The sequence below is a fragment of the Nostoc punctiforme PCC 73102 genome (genome assembly GCF_000020025.1).
Classification (GTDB): domain Bacteria; phylum Cyanobacteriota; class Cyanobacteriia; order Cyanobacteriales; family Nostocaceae; genus Nostoc; species Nostoc punctiforme.
Genome location: NC_010628.1, coordinates 4,385,345 through 4,406,440, shown reverse-complemented (window position 1 = coordinate 4,406,440; position 21,096 = coordinate 4,385,345). Strand labels below are relative to the sequence as shown.

Here is a 21,096-nt window from a genome sequence, read left to right as displayed (position 1 = left end):
AATAGTTAATTCGTTCTCAGCTATCAACAATATCAGCGACTAGACTCATAGCGTACAAAACTTCTATATACCCCTCTACTTTTTCAGACGGAAAGTAACAGGATGCGGCGAAGTTACAAAATATTCTATTTGTCCCCTTTATTCTGTTCATCTTTGGCTGTCCCTGCACTTTAAAATCCCCATTTTGAACGGCAAAAATTTTTGCCCTGTTATCAAATCATTGCTAGTCTACTTCTCTGCCTTATAAAGGAGCTACAATCTAAAAGAAGAAATTGTAAAAAAAATTTACGTTGGTAGCTGGAAATTTTTCTGTGTCACAGCCTAATCCTACCCAAGCTTTTAAATTTGATTCGATTGATGCCGCTTTAGCAGACCTAAAAGCTGGTCGTGTAATTGTAGTGGTAGATGATGAAAATAGAGAAAATGAAGGCGACTTAATTTGTGCTGCCCAATTTGCGACACCCGACACGATTAATTTCATGGCGGTGGAAGCTAGAGGGCTGATTTGTTTGGCAATGACAGGCGATCGCTTAGACGAGCTAGACTTACCTTTGATGGTAAGCAACATTACAGACACGAACCAAACTGCCTTCACTGTTAGCATTGATGCTGGCCCAGAATTGGGTGTAACCACTGGCATCTCAGCAGAAGACCGCGCCCGGACTATCCAGGTTACTCTCAATCCAGCTACAAAACCTACCGATTTACGTCGTCCTGGTCATATTTTCCCCATTCGGGCGAAAGCTGGGGGCGTACTCAAACGCGCAGGGCATACGGAAGCGGCTGTAGACTTATCTCGGCTAGCAGGGCTATATCCAGCCGGGGTAATTTGTGAAATTCAAAACCCCGATGGTTCAATGGCGCGGTTGCAACAGTTATTTGAATATGCCAAACGTCACAATTTAAAAATAATTAGTATTGCAGATTTAATCAGCTATCGCCTACAGCACGATCGCCTGGTGTATCGTGAGGTGATTACCAAGCTGCCTAGTCAATTTGGCCAGTTTGAAATTTACGCCTACCGCCATACCCTGGATAATACAGAACACGTTGCAATTGTCAAGGGCGATCCAGATAACTTCAAAGATGAGCCAGTAATGGTGCGGATGCACTCAGAATGCTTAACTGGTGATGCTTTGGGTTCTTTGCGCTGCGATTGTCGAATGCAGTTGGAAGCTGCACTGAAGATGATTGAGGCTGCAGGTCAAGGTGTAGTTGTATACCTGCGTCAAGAAGGACGGGGCATCGGCTTGATTAACAAGCTAAAAGCCTACTCATTGCAGGATATGGGACTAGATACAGTTGAAGCAAATGAGCGTTTGGGATTTCCTGCTGACTTGCGAGACTACGGGATGGGCGCACAAATGCTGATGGATTTGGGCATCAAAAAGATTCGTCTAATTACAAATAATCCTCGTAAAATTGCTGGAGTTAAGGGCTATGGATTGGAAGTAGTCGATCGCTTGCCGTTATTGATCGAGGCGACTGACTACAATTCTTATTACCTGGCGACAAAGGCGAAAAAGCTGGGTCACATGCTGTTACAGACTTATCTGGTGACAGTAGCAATCCATTGGCAAGATGACCCGGAAGCTGTGACAGAACGTTATGAACGCTTAGAAAAACTGCGACATTTAGCGAAAAGTAATGATTTATTGTTGCAAGAAGAAGCGCGTCCGTTAGCGATCGCTATATTTGACGAGCCATCTTTGACAGTACACTTGGGTTTTGATCAAGCAAAAGTTGCTGGCTGTGATTGGTATCAACAAAGCGGCCATCCTTATATACAGGCTATCTTCCAAATTCTGGATAACCTCGCAACCTTGCCATACATCCAGAAACTAGAATTTCTGATTTCCTCTGGTTGCGATCCCTTGAGTAATTTACAAGTGCAACTGGATCGGCAGACATTCGCAGATGGTACACTGCCTTCATCAATTAGCGATCGCCTAGAAAAGCAGCAAATCTATAGCTTTAGCAAATAGCTTCGATGATTTTCTTTTCAAGAAATCTTGTAGGGTGTGTTATCGCGTAGCGTAACGCACCACTTTTTATTTATTTACTCTATAGATTGGTCTGACCTGACGAAAAGTATTAAGTAAGTTCAGAAATTTACTACCATCAAAATTTATCGGGTCAACTTTTTTACCAGAACGGTCTACGAGATGATGGGTAGTTATGCGATAGTCTGGAACTTGACTTTGAGCAACTAACCAAGCAAGAGATTTATATTGAGCCTCCGTGTAGCCGCTATGAGTTTGTTGGCTATTACTGTCATAACTATCTGGCGGTGTTTCCAAAGAAACGTGATAAGCAAAATTATTCACAGACGCTGGTAACTTCGGATTAGTTTGCACAGTTTCCAATCCCTGTGGACTTTCAAATACTGAGTTAGCTGCACCAAAAGCCCGCTTTTCTGGTGGTACTAAATAAACCACAGTTCCATCTAACTTTATTAAGGCGTGGTAGCTTGCTTGCACACCTTCATCACTATGGGCTACTTGAAAAAAATTAATGGCACTGGAAGCAGAATAACCAGTTTCATGGAGGACGATAATCGGTTGGTTATTGAGAGGAACGCCGTTAGCATCTTGGGCGTAGCGTTCTCCATAGTTACTTGGATCAACCGAAGCAACTTGATAACTAGGTCTGTACTGTGCAAAAGCTTGAGTAGTTATGTACCTTGCTAGAGGCTTGTTAGTCTTGACTGGGGACTTGATAACACCTTGAAATTTTTTCTCTGGCTCTTTCGCTGATTGGAATTGCACCTGCGGATATTGACTAAAGGCCATAGCCCGTGGATTAGATACATGGGATGTTGTCGGATTATTGTGTAATTTTGTCGCTCGTCCAATTAGCAGCACTACAATCACAGCCATGAACATCAGCGAGATTAGTAACACCCTAGTCGCCCAGTCTTTAAACCTCATTTTTCTAATACCCGTAAAACGGTAGATATTAACTTATAGCTAAACTGCCATGTCTTGCGTAGAGGCGCACTTCCGTAAACCCCTACCGTAGATGGTATCCAAACGATAATCACTATAACACTTTAATTCTAGTCAAATATACGTTACTAGTATATGTTGGAATGCTAAATAATCGTTTTAGACGCTTCCTCTGTCTTGGGAGCTATTTAAATGTTCTCAAAATCATTGCTACTGGTGCAGGCAATAGTTGATGAATTGTGTCTCTACAATTCAAGACCGCAATCTCAAATATCAAATAGTTAGCGTTTATACCCTGCTGCGTGATGTTCGCATAGCCACAGATAATGCCCTTCTGGAGTCAAGACTTTCTTTAATCCACCCCAGTGCTGCTCTGGATCTTTTATCTTCTAAAAGTTGGCGCAAGGCACGCAAAGCTGCACCATCGGCGCGTTCTGGATCGAAATCTTTACTTCTAGCAATTGTGAAACTGCCCGGTTCTTCGAGTTCAGGTAATTTTGCTGCTAGTTCTTTAAATAGTAGGACTTACGCACACTCTACGAATTCTTGGCGTTCTTGGCGTCTTGGCGGTTCGATAAATTAAGCTTTTCGGCAATTTTTGCGTAAGTCCTGAATAGTTCTAAATCGTTTTTAAATAGCGTTTCATATTCTTTGGAATCTACCATCGCTTTTAACAGCTTCCACTAATGCCAAATGTTCCTGCTCATAAGCAAATAAGACACCGTTACGCTAATGAATGCCAGTTGTAAAGCGGTGTTGAAGCGCAATAACATTCACTCATCCACGAGTATCAAAGACTGGTTAACGAAGCTTTGAGGTTTATTCACAAAGCTTTGAGGTTCATCGACGGAGTTCAAAGACTCGTTAACGGAGTTCAAAGACTCATTCACGAGTATCAAAGGTGCGTTACGCTTTCGCGCTAACACACCCGAAGACTACGCGATCGCTTTATAGTTGCGATGTCTACGATGGTCACTGAGCTTTGTCGAAGTGCGGGCTACGCCTACGCAGCTATGAAAGCAATCCATAAGTACTTATCCCAATTCTCTTGATGGAGAGACGGTTTCGTTAATTTGAGAAGATGGTTTATTCAAGAAGAAATTCCAGAGTCTTTGAATAGCTATTATTAGAAAACCAATCACAATCACTCCTGCTACCACTGGTAAAGCTAGCGCCAGCACAGACAGTCCGATTGCGATGACCAACTCAATGGTTGACACAACTGGATTGGTTAATCCACCAGAAACCCCTGCAGAACTTATCCGCAATAAATTCGTTAATCCCTGAGTTAATCCTGCGGTTCCACCACCTGCAATTAAAGCTAACGTCCATTGCACCAGTGGATTCATCTCTGGAGCAACAGATGCTGTTACGATTGTCCCGGCGATAAATGCCGCAGGAGTGGCAACAATATCCAGCAGATGATCCAACCAAGGAATGTAATAACCGATAATTTCCAGCAAACAAGCGACGGCAAATACAATTACAGCTTGAGGTGTTTCCACCCAATCAAAGTTAGTTGGCAAATCTAAATGTCCAAAAACTGAAGCCATACTCAATGCTAGCAGTGGTACAAATACTCGAAAGCCAGCCGCCGCGCTCAAACTAATCCCCAGTAATAATTCAATAAATGTATTTAGATTGAACAAAGAATTTAAATCCATAGTAGGACTCAAGTTATACACCTGGTGTTTTTTCCATCTTTGAGCTGAACGGAGTGGCAACTCTAAGCTGTAATCCCAAGATAAGAAATTTAGCGAAAATATTTCATCTGACTATGTGTAGAATCAGTCAGGTTCTATCGGCCCGACAACCAAATTTCCTACCTTGGGATATATTGACTTTGACAGCATGAAACCTATTTTTGCTGAACAAGCAGAGGCGCTGTCCGATGGTGGTGTCGATTTATTTTGGGTGGAAACTTGCCAAGATGTGCTGCAAATTAAAGCGGTATTGAATGCTATTGAAGAAGCGTTTGCCAAAAAAGGCGATCGCACCATCCCCCACCAACTTCGATAAAATCACTATGGTGCTACTTAACCCTAAATCTGATGAAAAGCGATCGCTCCGATGGGCTATGCCTACATACTTCAAAAAAGGTTTAAGCTACTTTTAACGGTTTTTGAGGAAAAGTAATTGGCTCTGGCAAAGGTTTTCCTTGTTCTCCATACCATTCAATTAGAGATTCAATCACTTCGTGTCCATGTTTAGCGGCTTCTTCATAACTTTTGCCATGAGTATGGAATTGCTGCCAAGGAAATTCTGGTAAGTGTACCAAGTAGCAATTATCCTCATTTGACCATTGAATTACCATACTGTAGCGATCGTTCATTCTTCTTCCTCTATTTCTCCTAGTTGCTTCAAAACACGATTGACTTGCTTTTCCAAATATCGGGGTGCATCGTCTCCATCTTTTCCAGCAATGGTAACTGGTTCATCAGGTATAAGTGGGTGAGTCCAGAATGTATGACTACCTTTTGCAGGACGATATACAAATCCGGCTTTCAACAAAATTGCTTTTAACTCTCTAATTTTCTTGGGCATCTACCCTCAATCTAAATCGCCATAGTGATTATTGTCTATTAAGCTGAGGAAGCGATCGCTTAATTTATCTCACTTGGCAAAGGCGATCACAACGAGCCGTTTTGCTATCTCTGAAGAGGAATGAAATTGTCACGGAGGAGATAGCGATCGCACCATCCCCCACCAACTTCGATAAAATCACTATGGTGCTACTTAACCCTAAATCTGATGAAAAGCGATCGCCCCCAACTCTCTCTTCAACGTCCCGAACTACTCGCACCAGCAGGTAACTGGGAATGTGCTAAAGCTGCTGTGGAAAATGGGGCAGATGCGATTTACTTCGGTTTGGATCGCTTCAACGCCAGAATGCGGGCAGAAAATTTTACTGAGGCAGACTTACCTCAATTGATGACATTTCTGCACCGTCGCGGTGTAAAGGGTTATGTTACTGTCAACACACTAATATTTCCCAAAGAACTAGCAGAAGCACAGCAATATCTCCGCACAATTATTGCCGCAGGTGTAGATGCCGTCATTGTCCAAGATGTAGGAATATGTCGTCTCATCCGTCACCTCTCGCCCGATTTTCCCATCCATGCTTCTACCCAAATGACCATCACTAGTGCGGCTGGGGTGGAATTTGCTCAGTCCCTCGGCTGTCAATTAGTGGTGCTGGCACGTGAATGTTCTCTTCAGGAAATCAATAAAATTCAGCAGCAGATTGCCCAACAAGAAACTTCGCTGCCCTTGGAAGTTTTTGTTCACGGTGCTTTGTGCGTGGCGTATTCCGGTCAGTGTTTGACTAGCGAGGCTTTAGGCGGACGTTCTGCTAACCGAGGTGAATGTGCCCAAGCTTGCCGGATGCCCTACGAGTTAATCGCCGATGGGGAAGTTGTAAATTTAAAAGAACGCAAATATTTACTCAGTCCTCAAGATTTAGCAGGGTTAGATGTTTTGCCCGATTTGGTGAAATCAGGAGTAACTTGTCTCAAAATTGAAGGTCGCCTAAAAGCTCCAGAGTATGTTGCTAATGTCACCCGTGTTTATCGGCAAGCCCTGGATGGAGTGATGACTGAATTGGCAAGACCTAACTCCCTAGTCTCCTCTCGTAGGGAAGAGGGAATAAAGGCTCCCCTCTCCACTATGCCTAACGGCAGGCTTACGCCAACGGAGAGGGGTTGGGGGAGAGGTCAATTAGATCAAGAACACTACAACTTAGAGATGGCATTTTCTCGCGGACTCTACACGGGCTGGTTTGGCGGGATTAATAATCAGGAACTAGTTCACGCCCGCTTTGGTAAAAAACGTGGGGTTTATTTAGGTGAAGTTACCCGCATTCACAACGAACAGGTGACAGTAAAATTGGAAGCGCCTGTAAAACCAGGGGATGGAATTGTATTTGACTGCGGTCATCCAGAAGCGAAGGAAGAAGGCGGCCGGGTTTATGCTGTGGTGTCCAAGGGTAAAGAAGCTATGTTGACCTTTGGGCGAAATGACTTGAACCTGCGCCGTGTGCATATAGGCGATCGCATTTGGAAAACCAGCGATCCCGAACTCGAGAAGCAACTGCGTCAAAGTTTTGCAGGCGAGAACCCACAATTTCAGCGTCCCATTGATGTAGAGGTTTATGGAGAAATCGGTCAGCCATTAATTGCGATCGCCCGCGATCGACTCGGTAATATTGTCCAGATAGAATCTACAATTTCTCTGGTGGAGGCGCACACCAAACCCTTAGATACAGAACGTTTACAAGAACAATTCGGTCGTCTCGGTAACACGCCTTTCGTTTTGGAAAAACTAACCAACCACCTCAGCACTTCTCTTATGCTGCCCGTAAGTGAGTTGAACCGGATGAGGCGCGAAATTGTGGCGCAGTTGGAAGAATTGCGAAGTCAACCTAAACGTTGGCAGTTACGTTCTGATGTCTCTTTCCAAGACTTACTCCCCTCATCATCTTCCTTATCCCTCTCTTCTCCTTCACTGATCGTCTTAGTACGAAACCTCAAGCAACTCCAAGCCGCCCTCAAAGCTGGTATTGAAACCCTATACTGTGAATTTGAAGATCCCCGCGCCTACCGAGAAGCGGTGCAAATGGTTCGCCAACAACAGCAAAAAAACAAAGCAGACAATCCTTCACTTTTAACTGATAATTCAGCACTCCCCACAATCTGGGTTGCACCGCCCCGAATTACTAAACCGGGTGAAAATTGGATTTTGCAGCAGGTACGTGCCTGTGAAGCAGATGGCTATCTGATACGGAACTATGACCAACTGCGATTCTTTGCTCAAGACCGTTGTATTGGAGATTTTTCGCTCAACGTTGCTAATCCCTTAACAGCAGACTATTTTCAGCAACGCTTTGCTTTAGAACGCCTGACGGCATCTTATGACCTGAATATTGCCCAACTACAAGACCTGCTCACCAGTTGTCCACCCCAGTGGTTTGAGGTAACAATCCATCAACATATACCGATGTTCCACATGGAACACTGCGTATTCTGTGCTTTTCTATCGACAGGTACAGATCATACTAACTGTGGGCGACCTTGTGAAAAGCAGGAAGTCAAATTAAAAGATCGTGTAGGCAGCGAACATGTCCTCAAAGCAGATGTAGGTTGCCGCAATACTGTATTCAACGGCACCGCTCAAACTGGAGCAGAGTACGTACAGCGTCTCATAGAGCTGGGATTACATCATTTTCGTATTGAATTTATAAATGAAACTCCAGAGCAAGTGGCTAAAATAATACATCGCTATCGTCAATTATTGCAGGGTGAAATTACAGGTTCCCAACTATGGCGCGAGTTGAAGCTGCAAAATCAATTGGGCGTAACTCGTGGCCCATTGGGACTTTGACCGCACTCACTACTGAGTTCTGAGCAAATTAAAGTGGGCAGTCTTTTAACTCTAAGACGAAACCCAGGCTAAACGCCCCGCTACCGCTAATGGAACTCAGTACTTTCGCTCAAAAAAGCAGAGCGGCTTTTCTAAATCACCAAATAACTAACCTGTTAATATTTCCTTAAAGCTTTAATAGCTAGTGCTTAAACCAATACCACTATTTTTGTGAGGCTTACCTGATTTTGTAAAAATCAATGCAAATACATTTATTTAAGTGGGTGCTTCTTCCCGCTGCGTTTCTGGCTGGGAGCCTTCTAAGCGCACAGGCGGCAGTGGCGCAAAACATTGAAGGGCTCGAAAATGGCCAAAGGGTCGAAAGAGGCAGAACCCTTAAACATATCTTCGTCATAGATATGGAAAACCATAACTTCACGCAACCAAGCAGTGACACAAAAGCACCCAACCAGATATTCGGCAGTCCCGCAGCCCCCTATCAGAACAGCCTCATAACCCCCGGAAATCCAAATGCCGCTCAGGTCTCCTACGCTGGTGCTTACCATAACGTCCTAGCTACACCGTCTGGCAAGAACCCCAGCATCCACCCATCCGAGCCAAACTATATTTGGCAAGAAGCCGGCGATAACTTCGGCGTGCTTAACGATAATGACCCTTTCAAAAATCCAGGGGGCACTAATCAAAATACTACACTCCATCTCAGTGCTTTACTCGATCGGGCTGGTATCTCTTGGAAATCCTACCAAGAAGACATTAACCTAGCAAAAAATGCTAATGGTCTACTTACCAACACAGTTCTACCTCAAGACCAGTGGACTGTCCCCCTGAGCAGCTTCAGTGGTACATCACCTGATTACACTAACCCCTACAACGGTAGCCATCAATATAATTTTGCTACCAAACACGATGGTCATCTGTTTTTTACTGACACCAACGGCGGTAACGACCCAACACCAGCAAACCCCCTAGCATCTAAATATGCACCATTGCAACAATTAGAAGAAGACCTTGCTCATAATAAAGTTGCTAGTTATACCCTGATTACACCAGACCAATTCAATGATTCACACACTGCGTTGAAAGATGGCTTTGACTATAATGGGGTGCATTACACAGGCGATCTGGCCGCAATTGCACAGGGTGACAACTTTCTTTCCAAGATAATTCCGCAGATTATGTCCTCGGCTGCTTACAAGGACGGTGGCGCGATTGTGATCTGGTGGGATGAGACTGAAGGTACTAACCAGAATGACTTTAGCCACACCATAGAGGAAATCGTGATCTCACCTCTGGCCAAGGGTAACGCCTATGAAAGCTTCGTAAATTATACCCACTCGTCCGACCTGAAGAGCTGGGAGGAACTCTTCGGTGTATACGCACCAGACGGCAAGTTTTTGGGTGATGCAAACTCACCGAACACCAACGACCTCTCGGATTTGTTTAAGGAAGGGGCACTCACTCCGAAGGGACGGAGGCAATGGACAAATAAAGACGAGTAATTCGCGCTGTAGAGAAGCACTCAATTTAAGGACAATTCAACCCAAAAAGCATTAGCATTTGTATCAAATGAAACTATTTAGTTTTAACCAAATACCTTCTATTAAGTTCTATAACAATTCGAATTGAATCTTGAGAAGATACTGAAACTAAAAGTACGTTTTTATAAGATTTTCAGCTTTTTTCTGTCTCACATCGCCACAGCTTTGGAAAGCCCCTTAGAAACATTTTATATTTCTGCACAAAGACCTAAATTGGTATTTCCCTAGTATTGGTGAGTACGCCAGTCTCCAAGAACGGCAATGCTTCGAATTCATGCCATGCTTTTTGCTCATTCAACTCCTCTAGCAGAAACAGAAGCAGGTATGGCAAACTGGATTTAGGTGTCTGCCAGCAGTTTTTTAACAGGACTTTCTGGCGAGCAACAAATACAAGTAATTCCCGTCGTTGAAGAATATCTGAGACCAACACTGTATTAACAAGGAACTTGGACAACAGATGATCGAAAAATTCGCATCGTTGCCATTAAACTTTAAACTGTGCGAGTTTTGGCTTATGCCTTAATTACGAATTACGTTAGTGAGTATTCGTACTCCTACAGTGAAGCAAGCTACGCGCAACGTATCGTAGAGAGCATCATTACGAATTACGATATAGTATCAGCTATGCATATACCTAAATTGTGCGATCGCCCTACAGCCCCTTGGACATCCTACGGCAGGTGTTGGCGCAGCGATCGCCAAACATCATTTTCATTACTACTAACCATTGCCCTCACCACTTTACTAATCCCGTCGCCCTCGCTAGCACAAACCCGCTCTATACCTTCGCCTTCGAGTGCGCCTTTACAACTAGACTTATTGACCAAGCCAAAAGACTATGTAATCACAGCTAACACAATTGATCCAGAACGATTAACTGTTCCGAGTTTATGGTGGGCACAACAAAACTCTGAGAAAAAACTGTTAGATAATTGGATAGCATATCCAGCCTCTGGCAAGGAACCTGCACGAGTAGACTTGATCGTGAATCAGCAAATTTGGAGCTTACTAGAGTATATAGAGCGCTACGACTTCGTAAATCGCTTAGGTAGCGCTGCACGTAACTTTGGTTACAATGTCCGGGTATTTAACTATCAAAAGGAACCTTTAGCAACTTATACTTGCAACTTTAGTACAAGTCCAGCTTTATGCAGTATCCAAACAACTGTTAAGAACAAGATAGGCTTACAGCGTTCTCTCCAGTAAATAGTTAGGAGTTAGAGGGAAAAATTATCGCCCTTACCTCCTAATTCGCACAATGCCCAATTAAACCTTCATTTTGGCGAACAAAGACTCGTATTGTTTTATTGCAGATGGCGGTAAGGGAAGCAAAAATTCACTTTTATCTAAAACTTCGCGATCGCTCTGTAACAAACTCCGTACTGGTTCTTGGATGTCGGAAGCGGCAATATTTGTAGAAATTGGCGAATTACTTTTAGTCAACACCGAAATTTGTTTAGCTATACTTGGTTGCCAACAAAAATCAATCCATTGATCTGATAAAGTACCCTTATTAATACCTGCGGGACGCACCCACAAGTCCGCCCACATTGCTGTTCCTGACTGGGGTATAACTGCGCCAAGTTGCGGATAACGTCCCAGAACTTGCAGTACATCGCTTGACCAACCAACCGCTAGCCAAGTGTCTCCCATAATTAAAGGTTCTAAGTAGTTATTAGAACTGTAGAACTTCACCTGTTGGTTTAATGTCTGTAATTCTTTTTCCAAGTTTGGTACTTGGTCAAGATTCTCTGTATTGTAAGATTTGCCTAGCTTCTTTAAGACCAGACCAATAACTTCTCGTGGTTGATTAAGCAGGGAAATGCGTTGCTGCATTCCATCTCGCCACAAATCACTCCAATCTTTGGGTGTCCATCCCAATTCTCGGAACTTGTCACGGTTATAAACAATCACCGTGGTACCCCACCGATAAGGCGCACCCCACACCTTCCCTTGAGTATCCAAGTTACCTTGGTCGTCGCGTGTTACTAATTTTTTCCACTTTTCATCTAAAGTAGACCATTGCTTTAATTGGTTTCCCTGTAACTCTTGGAGTGGTTGAATCAGTTTCTGCCCAATAGCTGCTTTTAGCCAGTAATCTCCCAATGTCACGAGGTCTGCATCAGCCGTTTTTTGACCTTGCCTAAAGGGTATAAAGCGACTCCATCCTTGTTCATCGGTGGCTTTTGGTTTTTTCTGCCAATTTTGTAATTGCTGAAATAAATCCTCTATCTGGTCGACTGGGGCAAACTTTAACTGCACCTGTTGCTGCAAACCTTTGTGGAACTGATTCACCACCTGACCAGGTATAGAACCTTTTAATAACTGTACTTTTAGTTGCGTCTGCCTGTTTCCACCACAGCCAAAAAGCAGTTGTGAAAGTGCCAGTGTGCTTGTACCGAGCAAAAAAGACCGTCGATCCATTGATTTTGGATTTAAGATTTTTGATTATACCTAATATTAAGCAGAGATTCACCAGAGGCTGACTAGGTGAAAAAGCGGAGTTGGAAAATTATTGGAGTTTTCTGTTGTTAATACCGATAATTTGGAATATTTGACTTAAAATAGCAACTCTATCAGCAAATTACTACCTAAAAGTGAATTTATCTCCATAAATTTCATTAGTGGTACTTGTATTCAAACTTTACCTACATTTAGAAATAATGATTTAAATGTCACATTTGCACCAAAAATTATCAATACTTAAATAATCCATAAGTATCGTTAAGGTTGGGAGTAAATTGAATAACATATAGAAAATGTACGGATAAAGGTATTAAATGGAGCTATTACAGCAACAGATCCTGACTTTAAGCGAAAAACTGGATGCCCTCTGTCAAGTAATTGAGCAGCTTGATGCTAAAGTCACTCAAACTTTCTCAGAGTGTTCCATAGCAAATACACAAGCCAAGGATAATTATCAGGAAAATGGTGCGGCTGGAGGCTATCAGCTCAGACGTATCAGTTTAAATCCAGAAATGGAACACAAGGATGTATTAACAGATGGTATTTATCTAGATATGCATCGTCAAAGTGGAGATAATATAACACCAGAAATTCAAATACAACGACTAACAGCGCAGTTAACAGCAGCATACAATCGCATTGCTGCCTTGGAAGAACAATTACTTAGAGAAAGAATTCATTAAATTTAACCTAAGTTGAACGGATTAAAAAATGCCTGTAGGTATGGAAGACAAGCCTTTAGGCTCAATATCAAGTGATGGTTTTGTGGGCATATATTTAAGTATAAGCAACTAATCCAGCTATCAAATTGATGAAAAGTAAAACACACTATTACGTAAATATATGTAATAGTGTGATGTGTACTATCGTAAGCTTTTAGTGCATTCCTCACTATGAAACAAATGGAAGTTTTTAAGAAAGCGCAGAGGGATACAAAGTCCTAACAAATTTAATTCCTTATGAATTAATGAAATGCTGTACTTAACCGTTCAAGCTGAGATTCAATAGCTGCTAAAAGTTGGTCTTGCTGCCAATTTTGGCTAAGATGGGCGGCTATGCAAGCTGCCCCAGCGCCCATACCTTCTTTCACAAAGCCCTGCTCATAAGCTCTCAGTTGAGGATAACGAGAATCAGCAAAGCTGAGATCAGTTGCTAATAGGGAAGGGGTTCTTCCACTCTGAATCAAGTTGCCTTTTTCTAAGCTGAGGGCTAAGTCAACTGTAGCGCCAGTAGGATCTTCTGCTACCCAACGGGTTGTGCCTACAACTACTGCTTCTGGTTGCCATGATAAGGCGTAAGCTTGAGCGATCGCACTCATCAGAGCATAAACCGCCAGCATTTGCGTCCCACCAGCAAGCATTACACCACAACTACGACTAGCTGCGATCGCCATCCCAGCTACCACCACCTGCATGGGATCGCCCACGGCAGCCACGATTTTTAGAGGATCTACGGAAGTCATGATTTGAGATTGAAATATCTCATCCTGCCCCCTGCTCCCCATTATCTTCTCTAGCCCTGCTTGCACTAGTGCCCACTTTTGTCCGTGGTTACAAATAGGGTGGCTACTGTTAACTTTTCCAGCAGCATCTATACCCAAAGCAGTTAAGATTGCCAGGGCAGTTGTAGTACCTCCGACGACGCATTCACCAAAAATCACATAACTCTGTTGCATATTGGCAGCAAGGCGTTCTCCCCAAAGTAGCCCTTGTTTAAACAAGTGGTGTACTGTTGTAATTTCCATAGCAGCACCTCCACTTAAACACTTAGCAGAAGCGCCACCCAAGTCAATTAATGGCACAGCCGGAGGGTGGGGTAAACCAGCATTAAACAAATGAACTGGTATCTTTAGTGACTCAAAGACAGCGCGAGAAATCAGCACAGGTGAAGCCCCAGCCGCTAAAGATGGTAGCGGATGTTGGGGCTTATGTTCTGGGCCGTAGTACAAAAACTCGGCATCGGCACAAGCGGTATATTTCCGATCCTCTGGAGTACGACCGGCTGCTGAAATCCCTGGAATTAAACCAGTTTCAGTAAATCCTAAAACACATCCAAATACGGGCAGACAACCACGATATCGTCGTAGCCATTCTTCACCTTGTTCTTTTTGGGTATAAATACGAATTTGGGAATTGGGCATTAGTTAGGACTAATTATTTAACCAAGGACAAATGACTAATGACTAATGACAAATAACTATCCCTCATAATCCATGAGGACTTGTACCCAGCGTGGTGGACGGGGAATGGGATTGCCCAGACGGTCAAAAAGAAACCATGCTGCGAGGTGTACCACAAAAAGGTAGATAAAGTTGTTGAGTAAAATTAGAGCGATCGCTCCCACTTGAATCAAAAACACGCTGGGACTCGCCAATAAACTCAGCTTCAAAAATACCCACTCAATGAACTCAGTCACTTGGGTAATCACATAAATCCACAGGTCTTCACCCGACAAAACAGACAGCAACCACAGTCTAAAAAAGACCCCCAAAGTACCCAACAGCGTACCCAAGGTGATAGAAACAATCCAGGGAACACGACGACGATACCATGTCGCTCCCAAAAGCACCCCCATAAACCCGTAGGGCATGACAAACAGCAAACTACGGGCTGGCCCCATCAGTACAGTCAGCAGTAACCCAGAGGTGAGTGCTGCCATCCATGCTGCACGCTTGCCCCAACGCAGATAAACTAGAGCGATGGGAACCGGAAAAAATATCCGTAAAACTGGGCCCAAGGGAAAATAGAAATTAATAAACCAAATTAAGCTAGCAGTACTGGCTAAAAATGCCGTTTCTACCATCCTCAACGGCGCATCAGCCTTGAGTTGAGGAGGCATTAACTGTTGTTCTTTGTCTAACCAATGATTGTGGGGAGTTGAAGATTCAGGTGATGGTTCTTCCTCAGGTTCATCTGGCAGAGAATCTAAAATACTCATATTTGACAAGTTCTTAAACTATCATTCTTTCCAAGGCTGACAAATCGGGAATACAAATAGTGTCTTGATCCCGTTTAATCAAGCCTTTTTTTTCTAGCCTTGTCAATACTCGTGTCACAGTTTCCCGTGCCAGTCCGCTTAAACTACTCAATTCTCGATGAGGTAAATTGGGGATTTCCGTTCCTGTTTGCCCTTTTTTTCCCTGCCCTTCTGCCAAAAATAGCAACGTATCTGCCACTCGTGACTGGCTATCAGATTCCCGCAAACGCAATCGGCGATTTACTTGCCGCAAACGTCGTGCCATTAATTGCGCCAATCGAACTCCAGCCAATGGTTCTATCTGAAGTAATTTGACAAAATCCTGAGCAGGCATACTGCCAATTACTGTTGGGGCTAAGGTAATCACATCTGTGGAGCGAGGAACTTCATCTAGCGCCGCCATTTCACCAAACAATTCCCCTTTACCAAGAATATTTAGCGTTACCTCTTTACCTTCCAGATTGTAGGTGCGGATTTTGACCCATCCGTCCATAATAAAATACACAGAACCACCCCAGTCATTTTCTAGCAGAATTACCTGATTGGCTGGGTGAGTGCGGGTAACAAGATGGATAAGGGCTGATTCCACAGCAGGTTCTGGCAACCCTTGAAAAAAGGGAGCGGAGGTGATCATCCAGGGATTAGCCTGTGCTTGCAAGCTATATCGGTCTTCCATTACGACATTTTTATTGAAGCTGCTATGTACACACAACAAACAAGAGCGCCATTTCTAGCCTTAGTCATCAAAGCACAGCTCCCTTTAAAAGAGAAAACTAAACTATGCTACATAAGAATACGACAACAACCTTTTTCTAAATAATCTTTACCTATAAGTTTAAACGGGGTAAAAGTTTTGCAAAAAGTAGTTTATAGCCGACGGTTGTATTGCTCAAGGGCTAGCTGCACTGCAAACTTGATTAGATGAACTACCACACACCAACCGCTAGGCGGTGTGGTCAGGGCTTCTCAATTAATCACGAATAGCCAAGAGAACATCACAGTCTTATTGTCTTGCATTCCCTCCAAGGGCGGGAGTCATGATTCTCAAGACTCAAATAAATCTTTCTTTTGCGACGTGTACCTATGAGCTTGATTTTTCGCTTACGGCATTGATATCAAGATGTACGATTATACCAGAAAAAGAGTTTGTTTCCCCATGTCCATTTTCAAAAATGGGCAACCAATCAGCGGCAAAACAAAGCTTCTTAAACAAACGCTGACTGAAGATTGCCACGACTCCCAGTAATCCATAACATAATGACAGTTACAAGTCCAAGTAGAAGCTTTTGCCACTCAAAACTTCTCCTATGGGAGTTTACTTCCGCGCAGGGGTACGGTGACTGTAAATTAATTGTCACATTAGTTGACATACGTTTTTAGGTAAGGTAATAAAAGTGACTTCCAGTGCAGATGAAATTCAAAAGCTGATCGCAGACATTGACAACTTACTTGCCAGTGGTGGCAAGCGCTTGTCTAGATTTCTACCTGGTCAGGGGCAGGAACCTAAAGAAGTTCTAGAACGGATTCGCAACTTCTTGGTGAGGCTCCAAGAAAAAGAAGCATTAGAGAGCGATATTCCAAATGATTCTTCCGAAGAACCGCGTTCGCCCTTGGCGTTGGCGGAGTCATCGCCTTTATTAACAAAATTTCTTGATCGAGGTTATAGCCAGTATCCCCTACCGCCGCTCGAATCCAATCAGGAACAGAGTCCTGTTGCAGCCGAACAATTAAAAAGTGAATTTTCGAGCTTGATTCAGCCATTGCGATCGGAATTAGAAGGGCTATTGCAAGAGCGAGCCACTCTCATGCAAGAAATTAGGCAACTAGAGCAAAGGCGATTGCAAAACTACTCTTTAGCGCAACAGTTGACAAACCAAGATCAAATGATTACCGAGTTTTTACAGGTACTCATGAATCGGCTGGTGCCAACTGTAACGCCACTGTTAGCACAACCTGGGGAAAATTCCGTTATTTCTCCAGAAGCAACTAATCACGCAACTTCTGCAACTCAACCTTTATTAGAATCAGTAGACCGTGTGGAGCAGTTAACCCAGCTAGCTAGGGAGTTGGATCAACGCCTATTATCACTAGATGGAACTGTGAATGTAGTCTTTGAGGCACTACAGCGCAATATTAATACTTATTACGAATCACTGTCGCAAGCACTGGCAAGAATGCATAGCAAGGGTATGCAAGGCGAACAGTTGATGGCCAGCTTTCTCAACAATTTGACCCAGCATTTACAGCAACAATCCCCTATTTCCCCGCCATATTTGCTAAGGGTAGAATCTGATATATCATCATTGCCTGACCCAGCCGAGATCGCTCCTAAAGTTGCATCTCAACTCTTAGAGCAAATCCTGCCAGAAACTTCATCTCCACTCACAATTAATTCTGAGCAACAGGATACTACGCTCACAGAGGATCTGGATGCAGTGCTGTTGCAGCTTGGTATAGACTCATCTCAATCTTCCGAAAACCCGACCGAATTACTGCAAGATGTTTCTGCATTAGCATTAGTTGGTGATGAAGTAGATCAACTTTATGCCAGTTTATTTGGTATTGGTGATGTTAATAACCCAAGTCTTGATGTATCGACAAATGACTTATCTGCTTCCACAGCCTCCCAATCAACATTAGAAATCGCTGAGAGTCCATCTGTCCCTCAAAACGTTGATTCTGCGGTTGTGACACCAGATACAAGTATTTCAGCTCAAGAGACTTTAGTAGAAGCCACAGATTCATTATCAAAGCCACAGGAAGAACTATTTTTTGAAGAGGATACTGAGCTAGATTCGCCTCTGAGTTTTTCTACACCACAAACAGATAGTTCCCCCACGCAACTAGACACTCAGCCAGCTAGTGTTGATACAATTAATACCCTAACTGATCTATTGACTGATGCCAGTAGTGAACAGGAATTGCTGGAAGTATCATCCTTTGTGGATAATGGCACAAGTACAGCACCAGTTACTCCGAAAGCAGCAGAAATTGCTTTGGCATACTCCTACGGGGAAGCAAGCTACGCGCAGCCTCTCGTAGAGCAGCCCACCGAAGGTATCGCTCCACCGGGAATATTAAGCAATAATGATCCGCCAGACCCTTTTTTAGATAACTACATTGCTGCCTCACCACAAGAAAACTTGCTTTCTGTTGAGTTAAACCAGACTCCAGTTGTACCTGATATTTCTTTAGATGAAGAACAGTTGCAGCAATTAGATCGAGATTTGGCTAATTTTGATCGGCAGCTAAATTCTGATTTGCAGCCAGCTACCAATTTGGATATTGTCTCAGAACTAATTGATAAAACTCAAGACACAATCCCTACAATTTACCCTGAGCTGCAAACAGAAAATACCTCAACTGCGGGTTTATCAAGTTTGACAGTTACCCAGGTAGAAACTGAAGAAAAACAGGAAATCACAACTCCTATTCAAGACAGTTCTTTCTCTTCAATTTCCAACTCCATCAACAATCCAGAAGTTTCGCTCAATGTTCTAGAACCAGTTTGGTATTTAGGAATTGATTTAGGTACAACCGGAATTTCTGCCGCATTATTAAATCGCTCGACTTTTGTTGTACATCCTATTTACTGGTCAGCAGAAAATCCGCCGGGAACAAGTTCCTTCCAGGAATCATTTCGTTTGCCAACAGAGGTTTATCTTCCTACAGCTTCTATACCCCAGGGTGAAAGTGAAAGTATAGAAGTCCATGAGCAAACAGCACCTGCGGCTGTTGCTCAAGATAAAGCACCTGACCAGTCGGCTACTCCTAAAACACGTAAATCAACAGCAGATTCGACAACAAATAACCTCTACTCGGCGCAGTTGAAGCCCTATTTACAAGTAGCCATTCCCTATAAGAGTGAACGGCAAAAATGGGAACCTGTTTTGCAATTAAATGAATTTTCGGCAGGACCTTTAATTTGGGTTGTGCGATCGCTCTCTAAACTACTATTAACCCTCAAATCCGAAAAAACTTGTACCACCCCTAGTTTAATGGCTGCTGCTGTTGGGATCGGCGAACAAGATTTTCCGCAGATTATCAATAATATTGCTGGTGTGATTTGCACCTGTCCATCTAGCTGGTCGGAACAATACCGCTTTAATGTGCGGGAAGCTTTACTGACCAGTAAACTCATCCAACATCCGCAGCAAGTCTTTTTTGTAGAAGAAGCGATCGCTAGTTTACTCCCAGAACTCAATGCTGCTAACGGTGAGCAAGTAAAATTAAGTCAACGTCAAGGTTCTCATCCGGCAAAAACCAGCGAACATCCGATTGTTGGTAACACTCTGGTAATCAACATTGGGACAACTGCCACAGAAATGTTGCTAGTTGATGTCCCAGAAAGCTTACCACAATTGACATACAATGATTTCATGCTCCATAGTTTTGCTTATGCTGGCAAGGGAATTGAACAAGATATTATTTGCCAGTTGCTATTACCGCCTAAATCTCGGCAATCACGCCTAGAAACACAAAGCGATGCCTGCGGCGAGCTACGCCTACGCAAAACTACCAGCAGTAATCCTTGGCAATGGCAACCGTCAATTCCCGGTTTAGACCAAATGCGCTGGCAGAGTTTAGGGTTGGAAGAATTAGAACTACCGAGAGTCGGAGAACCAGATATTACCGCACGGATTCGTCTTCAGCAGCGTCTAGAAAGTTCTTTACTGGGACAGGCGGTATTAGATGCGGCACTAGCTCTGAAGCTGATTTTGCAGCACCAAGAATCTTTTACCCTGGAATTAGCCGATCAGCAGTGGATTTTGCAGCGACGAGACTTAGAAAGCCAGGTATTTATCCCCTTTGTGCGCCGCCTGAATCGAGAACTCAACAAATTATTGGTAGCTCGTGGTATCCCGACAGAATCTATTAATCAAGCTATCCTGACTGGTGGTGTGGCTTGTGTTGGGACAGTAAACCGTTGGTTAAAGCAGAAACTCCCCAGCGCCAAGATTATTCAAGATTTATATCTCGGCGAAAATGGCGCTCCTAATTGCAGCCGGGTTGCTTATGGTTTGGCGATGCTGCCTTTACATCCCCAGATATTAGATATACCCAGACAACAGTACACTGATTATTTCTTATTTACCGAATTGCTGCGGCTGCTACCAGATCGTCCCTTATCTTTCGGTGAAGTTATCCAGTTATTTGAGGGTCGTGGAATCAATACTCGCACTTGTCAGCAACGCCTGCTAGCTTTTTTGGAAGGTGAACTGCCTTCGGGATTGATACCTTCAGTTATAGATTCAACTTGGCTAACCAAGAGTTCACAAGAAAATCCTGACTATCAGGCGATCGCCACAGCACCACTTTTTGAAAAACAAGGGAGCCTCACCTATCGTCCCAATTCCCAACAACTGTTGTATTTACGTCGCTATCTAGATGCGATCAAAGCTAGTAATCAGCAATCATTAGAGGAACCATATACAGTGAATTTCGCCTTAGAGGTTCATTATTGAGACCAGTACATCCCCTAGAAATCAGGATACTATTCAAAATTCAAAATGCTTATAACTATTAAATTCGAGCTTGCTCCAGAACAACGGGATATTGTCTCAAGCCTGAGCAAGCTTGATTTTGTGTTGTTTCACAAATGGTTAGTATTATGTCATAAGCATTTTGAATTTTGCAAAGTACTACTAGTACTTAAGTATGGTAATTTTTTTGATGTGTACCATTAGCAATACCTTTTTTATTTGGTCGATGAAAATACTGTAAATTTACAATCTATAACTTCAATTGGAAGATTCTGTAAACTTTGGGTTTTAGGTTTTTATATTGTT

The 21,096-nt window shown here is 43.2% G+C and carries 15 protein-coding genes and 1 pseudogene; 8 read left to right on the top strand and 8 right to left on the bottom strand.

Features of this window, described 5'->3' with window-relative positions; all coding sequences use genetic code 11:
- The first annotated feature begins 311 nt into the window (after positions 1–311).
- Positions 312–1,985, top strand: coding sequence for a bifunctional 3,4-dihydroxy-2-butanone-4-phosphate synthase/GTP cyclohydrolase II (gene ribBA, locus NPUN_RS17730; RefSeq protein ID WP_012409886.1), 1,674 nt, complete (start codon positions 312–314; stop codon positions 1,983–1,985).
- Positions 1,986–2,051: 66 nt separating this feature from the next.
- Here the strand turns inward: ribBA and NPUN_RS17725 are convergent, their stop codons facing one another.
- A complete protein-coding gene (locus NPUN_RS17725) occupies positions 2,052–2,930 on the bottom strand; it encodes a peptidoglycan recognition protein family protein (protein WP_012409885.1) in 879 nt (292 codons plus the stop codon).
- A 250-nt stretch (positions 2,931–3,180) separates the two neighbouring features.
- Here NPUN_RS17725 and NPUN_RS17720 point away from each other — a divergent pair, with 250 nt between their 5' ends.
- Positions 3,181–3,531 carry a hypothetical protein gene (locus tag NPUN_RS17720; protein WP_041565489.1) on the top strand — a complete coding sequence of 117 codons (351 nt, stop codon included), beginning with the start codon at positions 3,181–3,183 and terminating at the stop codon, positions 3,529–3,531.
- A gap of 451 nt (positions 3,532–3,982) precedes the next feature.
- Here NPUN_RS17720 and NPUN_RS17715 read toward each other — a convergent pair whose 3' ends face one another.
- A complete protein-coding gene (locus NPUN_RS17715; RefSeq protein ID WP_012409884.1) occupies positions 3,983–4,612 on the bottom strand; it encodes a DUF4126 domain-containing protein in 630 nt (209 codons plus the stop codon).
- Positions 4,613–4,739: 127 nt separating this feature from the next.
- Between NPUN_RS17715 and NPUN_RS39235 the strand changes: the two are divergent.
- A pseudogene (locus NPUN_RS39235) lies at positions 4,740–4,943 on the top strand (homocysteine S-methyltransferase family protein); the annotation flags it as partial.
- A 106-nt stretch (positions 4,944–5,049) separates the two neighbouring features.
- Here NPUN_RS39235 and NPUN_RS17710 read toward each other — a convergent pair.
- Together NPUN_RS17710 and NPUN_RS17705 are read right to left on the bottom strand one after the other, a co-directional pair.
- Complete coding sequence (locus tag NPUN_RS17710) at positions 5,050–5,280, bottom strand: type II toxin-antitoxin system HicB family antitoxin (RefSeq protein WP_012409883.1); 231 nt, start codon at positions 5,278–5,280, stop codon at positions 5,050–5,052.
- Positions 5,277–5,492, bottom strand: a complete 216-nt coding sequence (locus NPUN_RS17705) for a type II toxin-antitoxin system HicA family toxin (RefSeq protein WP_012409882.1) — start codon at positions 5,490–5,492, stop codon at positions 5,277–5,279. The genes NPUN_RS17710 and NPUN_RS17705 overlap by 4 nt, the downstream gene beginning before the upstream one ends.
- Positions 5,493–5,699: 207 nt before the next feature.
- Here NPUN_RS17705 and NPUN_RS17700 point away from each other — a divergent pair, with 207 nt between their 5' ends.
- The 3 genes from NPUN_RS17700 (at position 5,700) to NPUN_RS17690 (ending at position 11,071) form a co-directional block, all read left to right on the top strand.
- Entirely contained in the window at positions 5,700–8,327 is a 2,628-nt protein-coding gene (locus NPUN_RS17700; protein ID WP_012409881.1) for a U32 family peptidase, read from the top strand.
- Between the two features lie 398 nt (positions 8,328–8,725).
- Positions 8,726–9,826, top strand: a complete 1,101-nt coding sequence (locus tag NPUN_RS17695) for an alkaline phosphatase family protein (protein WP_202947511.1) — start codon at positions 8,726–8,728, stop codon at positions 9,824–9,826.
- A gap of 663 nt (positions 9,827–10,489) precedes the next feature.
- On the top strand, positions 10,490–11,071 hold the full coding sequence (locus tag NPUN_RS17690; protein WP_012409878.1) for a hypothetical protein: 582 nt from the start codon (positions 10,490–10,492) through the stop codon (positions 11,069–11,071).
- 60 nt (positions 11,072–11,131) lie between these two features.
- On the opposite strand, the gene NPUN_RS17685 is transcribed toward NPUN_RS17690, so the two are convergent.
- On the bottom strand, positions 11,132–12,289 hold the full coding sequence (locus NPUN_RS17685) for an extracellular solute-binding protein (protein WP_012409877.1): 1,158 nt from the start codon (positions 12,287–12,289) through the stop codon (positions 11,132–11,134).
- Positions 12,290–12,645: 356 nt separating this feature from the next.
- On the opposite strand from NPUN_RS17685, the gene NPUN_RS17680 reads away from it, so the two are divergent.
- On the top strand, positions 12,646–13,014 hold the full coding sequence (locus tag NPUN_RS17680; protein WP_012409876.1) for a hypothetical protein: 369 nt from the start codon (positions 12,646–12,648) through the stop codon (positions 13,012–13,014).
- Positions 13,015–13,295: 281 nt separating this feature from the next.
- Here the strand turns inward: NPUN_RS17680 and cobT are convergent, their stop codons facing one another.
- Genes cobT through NPUN_RS17665 form a run of 3 tightly spaced genes read right to left on the bottom strand, consistent with a single transcriptional unit; the run spans position 13,296 to position 15,983 of the window.
- Positions 13,296–14,471 carry a nicotinate mononucleotide-dependent phosphoribosyltransferase CobT gene (cobT, locus tag NPUN_RS17675; protein ID WP_012409875.1) on the bottom strand — a complete coding sequence of 392 codons (1,176 nt, stop codon included), beginning with the start codon at positions 14,469–14,471 and terminating at the stop codon, positions 13,296–13,298.
- Between the two features lie 56 nt (positions 14,472–14,527).
- Entirely contained in the window at positions 14,528–15,268 is a 741-nt protein-coding gene (locus NPUN_RS17670; protein ID WP_012409874.1) for a DUF2232 domain-containing protein, read from the bottom strand.
- Positions 15,269–15,281: 13 nt separating this feature from the next.
- Complete coding sequence (locus NPUN_RS17665) at positions 15,282–15,983, bottom strand: Crp/Fnr family transcriptional regulator (protein ID WP_012409873.1); 702 nt, start codon at positions 15,981–15,983, stop codon at positions 15,282–15,284.
- Positions 15,984–16,701: 718 nt separating this feature from the next.
- Between NPUN_RS17665 and NPUN_RS17660 the strand changes: the two genes are divergently transcribed.
- A complete protein-coding gene (locus tag NPUN_RS17660; protein WP_012409872.1) occupies positions 16,702–20,772 on the top strand; it encodes a hypothetical protein in 4,071 nt (1,356 codons plus the stop codon).
- Positions 20,773–21,096: the final 324 nt, after the last annotated feature.

Bases quoted from the DNA above. Each gene is read 5' to 3' on its own strand.
- NPUN_RS17725 (WP_012409885.1), bottom strand. From the start codon at position 2,930: ATGAGGTTTAAAGACTGGGCGACTAGGGTGTTACTAATCTCGCTGATG.
- NPUN_RS17720 (WP_041565489.1), top strand. From the start codon at position 3,181: ATGAATTGTGTCTCTACAATTCAAGACCGCAATCTCAAATATCAAATA.
- NPUN_RS17715 (WP_012409884.1), bottom strand. From the start codon at position 4,612: ATGGATTTAAATTCTTTGTTCAATCTAAATACATTTATTGAATTATTA.
- NPUN_RS17710 (WP_012409883.1), bottom strand. From the start codon at position 5,280: ATGAACGATCGCTACAGTATGGTAATTCAATGGTCAAATGAGGATAAT.
- NPUN_RS17705 (WP_012409882.1), bottom strand. From the start codon at position 5,492: ATGCCCAAGAAAATTAGAGAGTTAAAAGCAATTTTGTTGAAAGCCGGA.
- NPUN_RS17700 (WP_012409881.1), top strand. From the start codon at position 5,700: ATGAAAAGCGATCGCCCCCAACTCTCTCTTCAACGTCCCGAACTACTC.
- NPUN_RS17695 (WP_202947511.1), top strand. From the start codon at position 8,726: ATGGAAAACCATAACTTCACGCAACCAAGCAGTGACACAAAAGCACCC.
- NPUN_RS17690 (WP_012409878.1), top strand. From the start codon at position 10,490: ATGCATATACCTAAATTGTGCGATCGCCCTACAGCCCCTTGGACATCC.
- NPUN_RS17685 (WP_012409877.1), bottom strand. From the start codon at position 12,289: ATGGATCGACGGTCTTTTTTGCTCGGTACAAGCACACTGGCACTTTCA.
- NPUN_RS17680 (WP_012409876.1), top strand. From the start codon at position 12,646: ATGGAGCTATTACAGCAACAGATCCTGACTTTAAGCGAAAAACTGGAT.
- cobT (WP_012409875.1), bottom strand. From the start codon at position 14,471: ATGCCCAATTCCCAAATTCGTATTTATACCCAAAAAGAACAAGGTGAA.
- NPUN_RS17670 (WP_012409874.1), bottom strand. From the start codon at position 15,268: ATGAGTATTTTAGATTCTCTGCCAGATGAACCTGAGGAAGAACCATCA.
- NPUN_RS17665 (WP_012409873.1), bottom strand. From the start codon at position 15,983: ATGGAAGACCGATATAGCTTGCAAGCACAGGCTAATCCCTGGATGATC.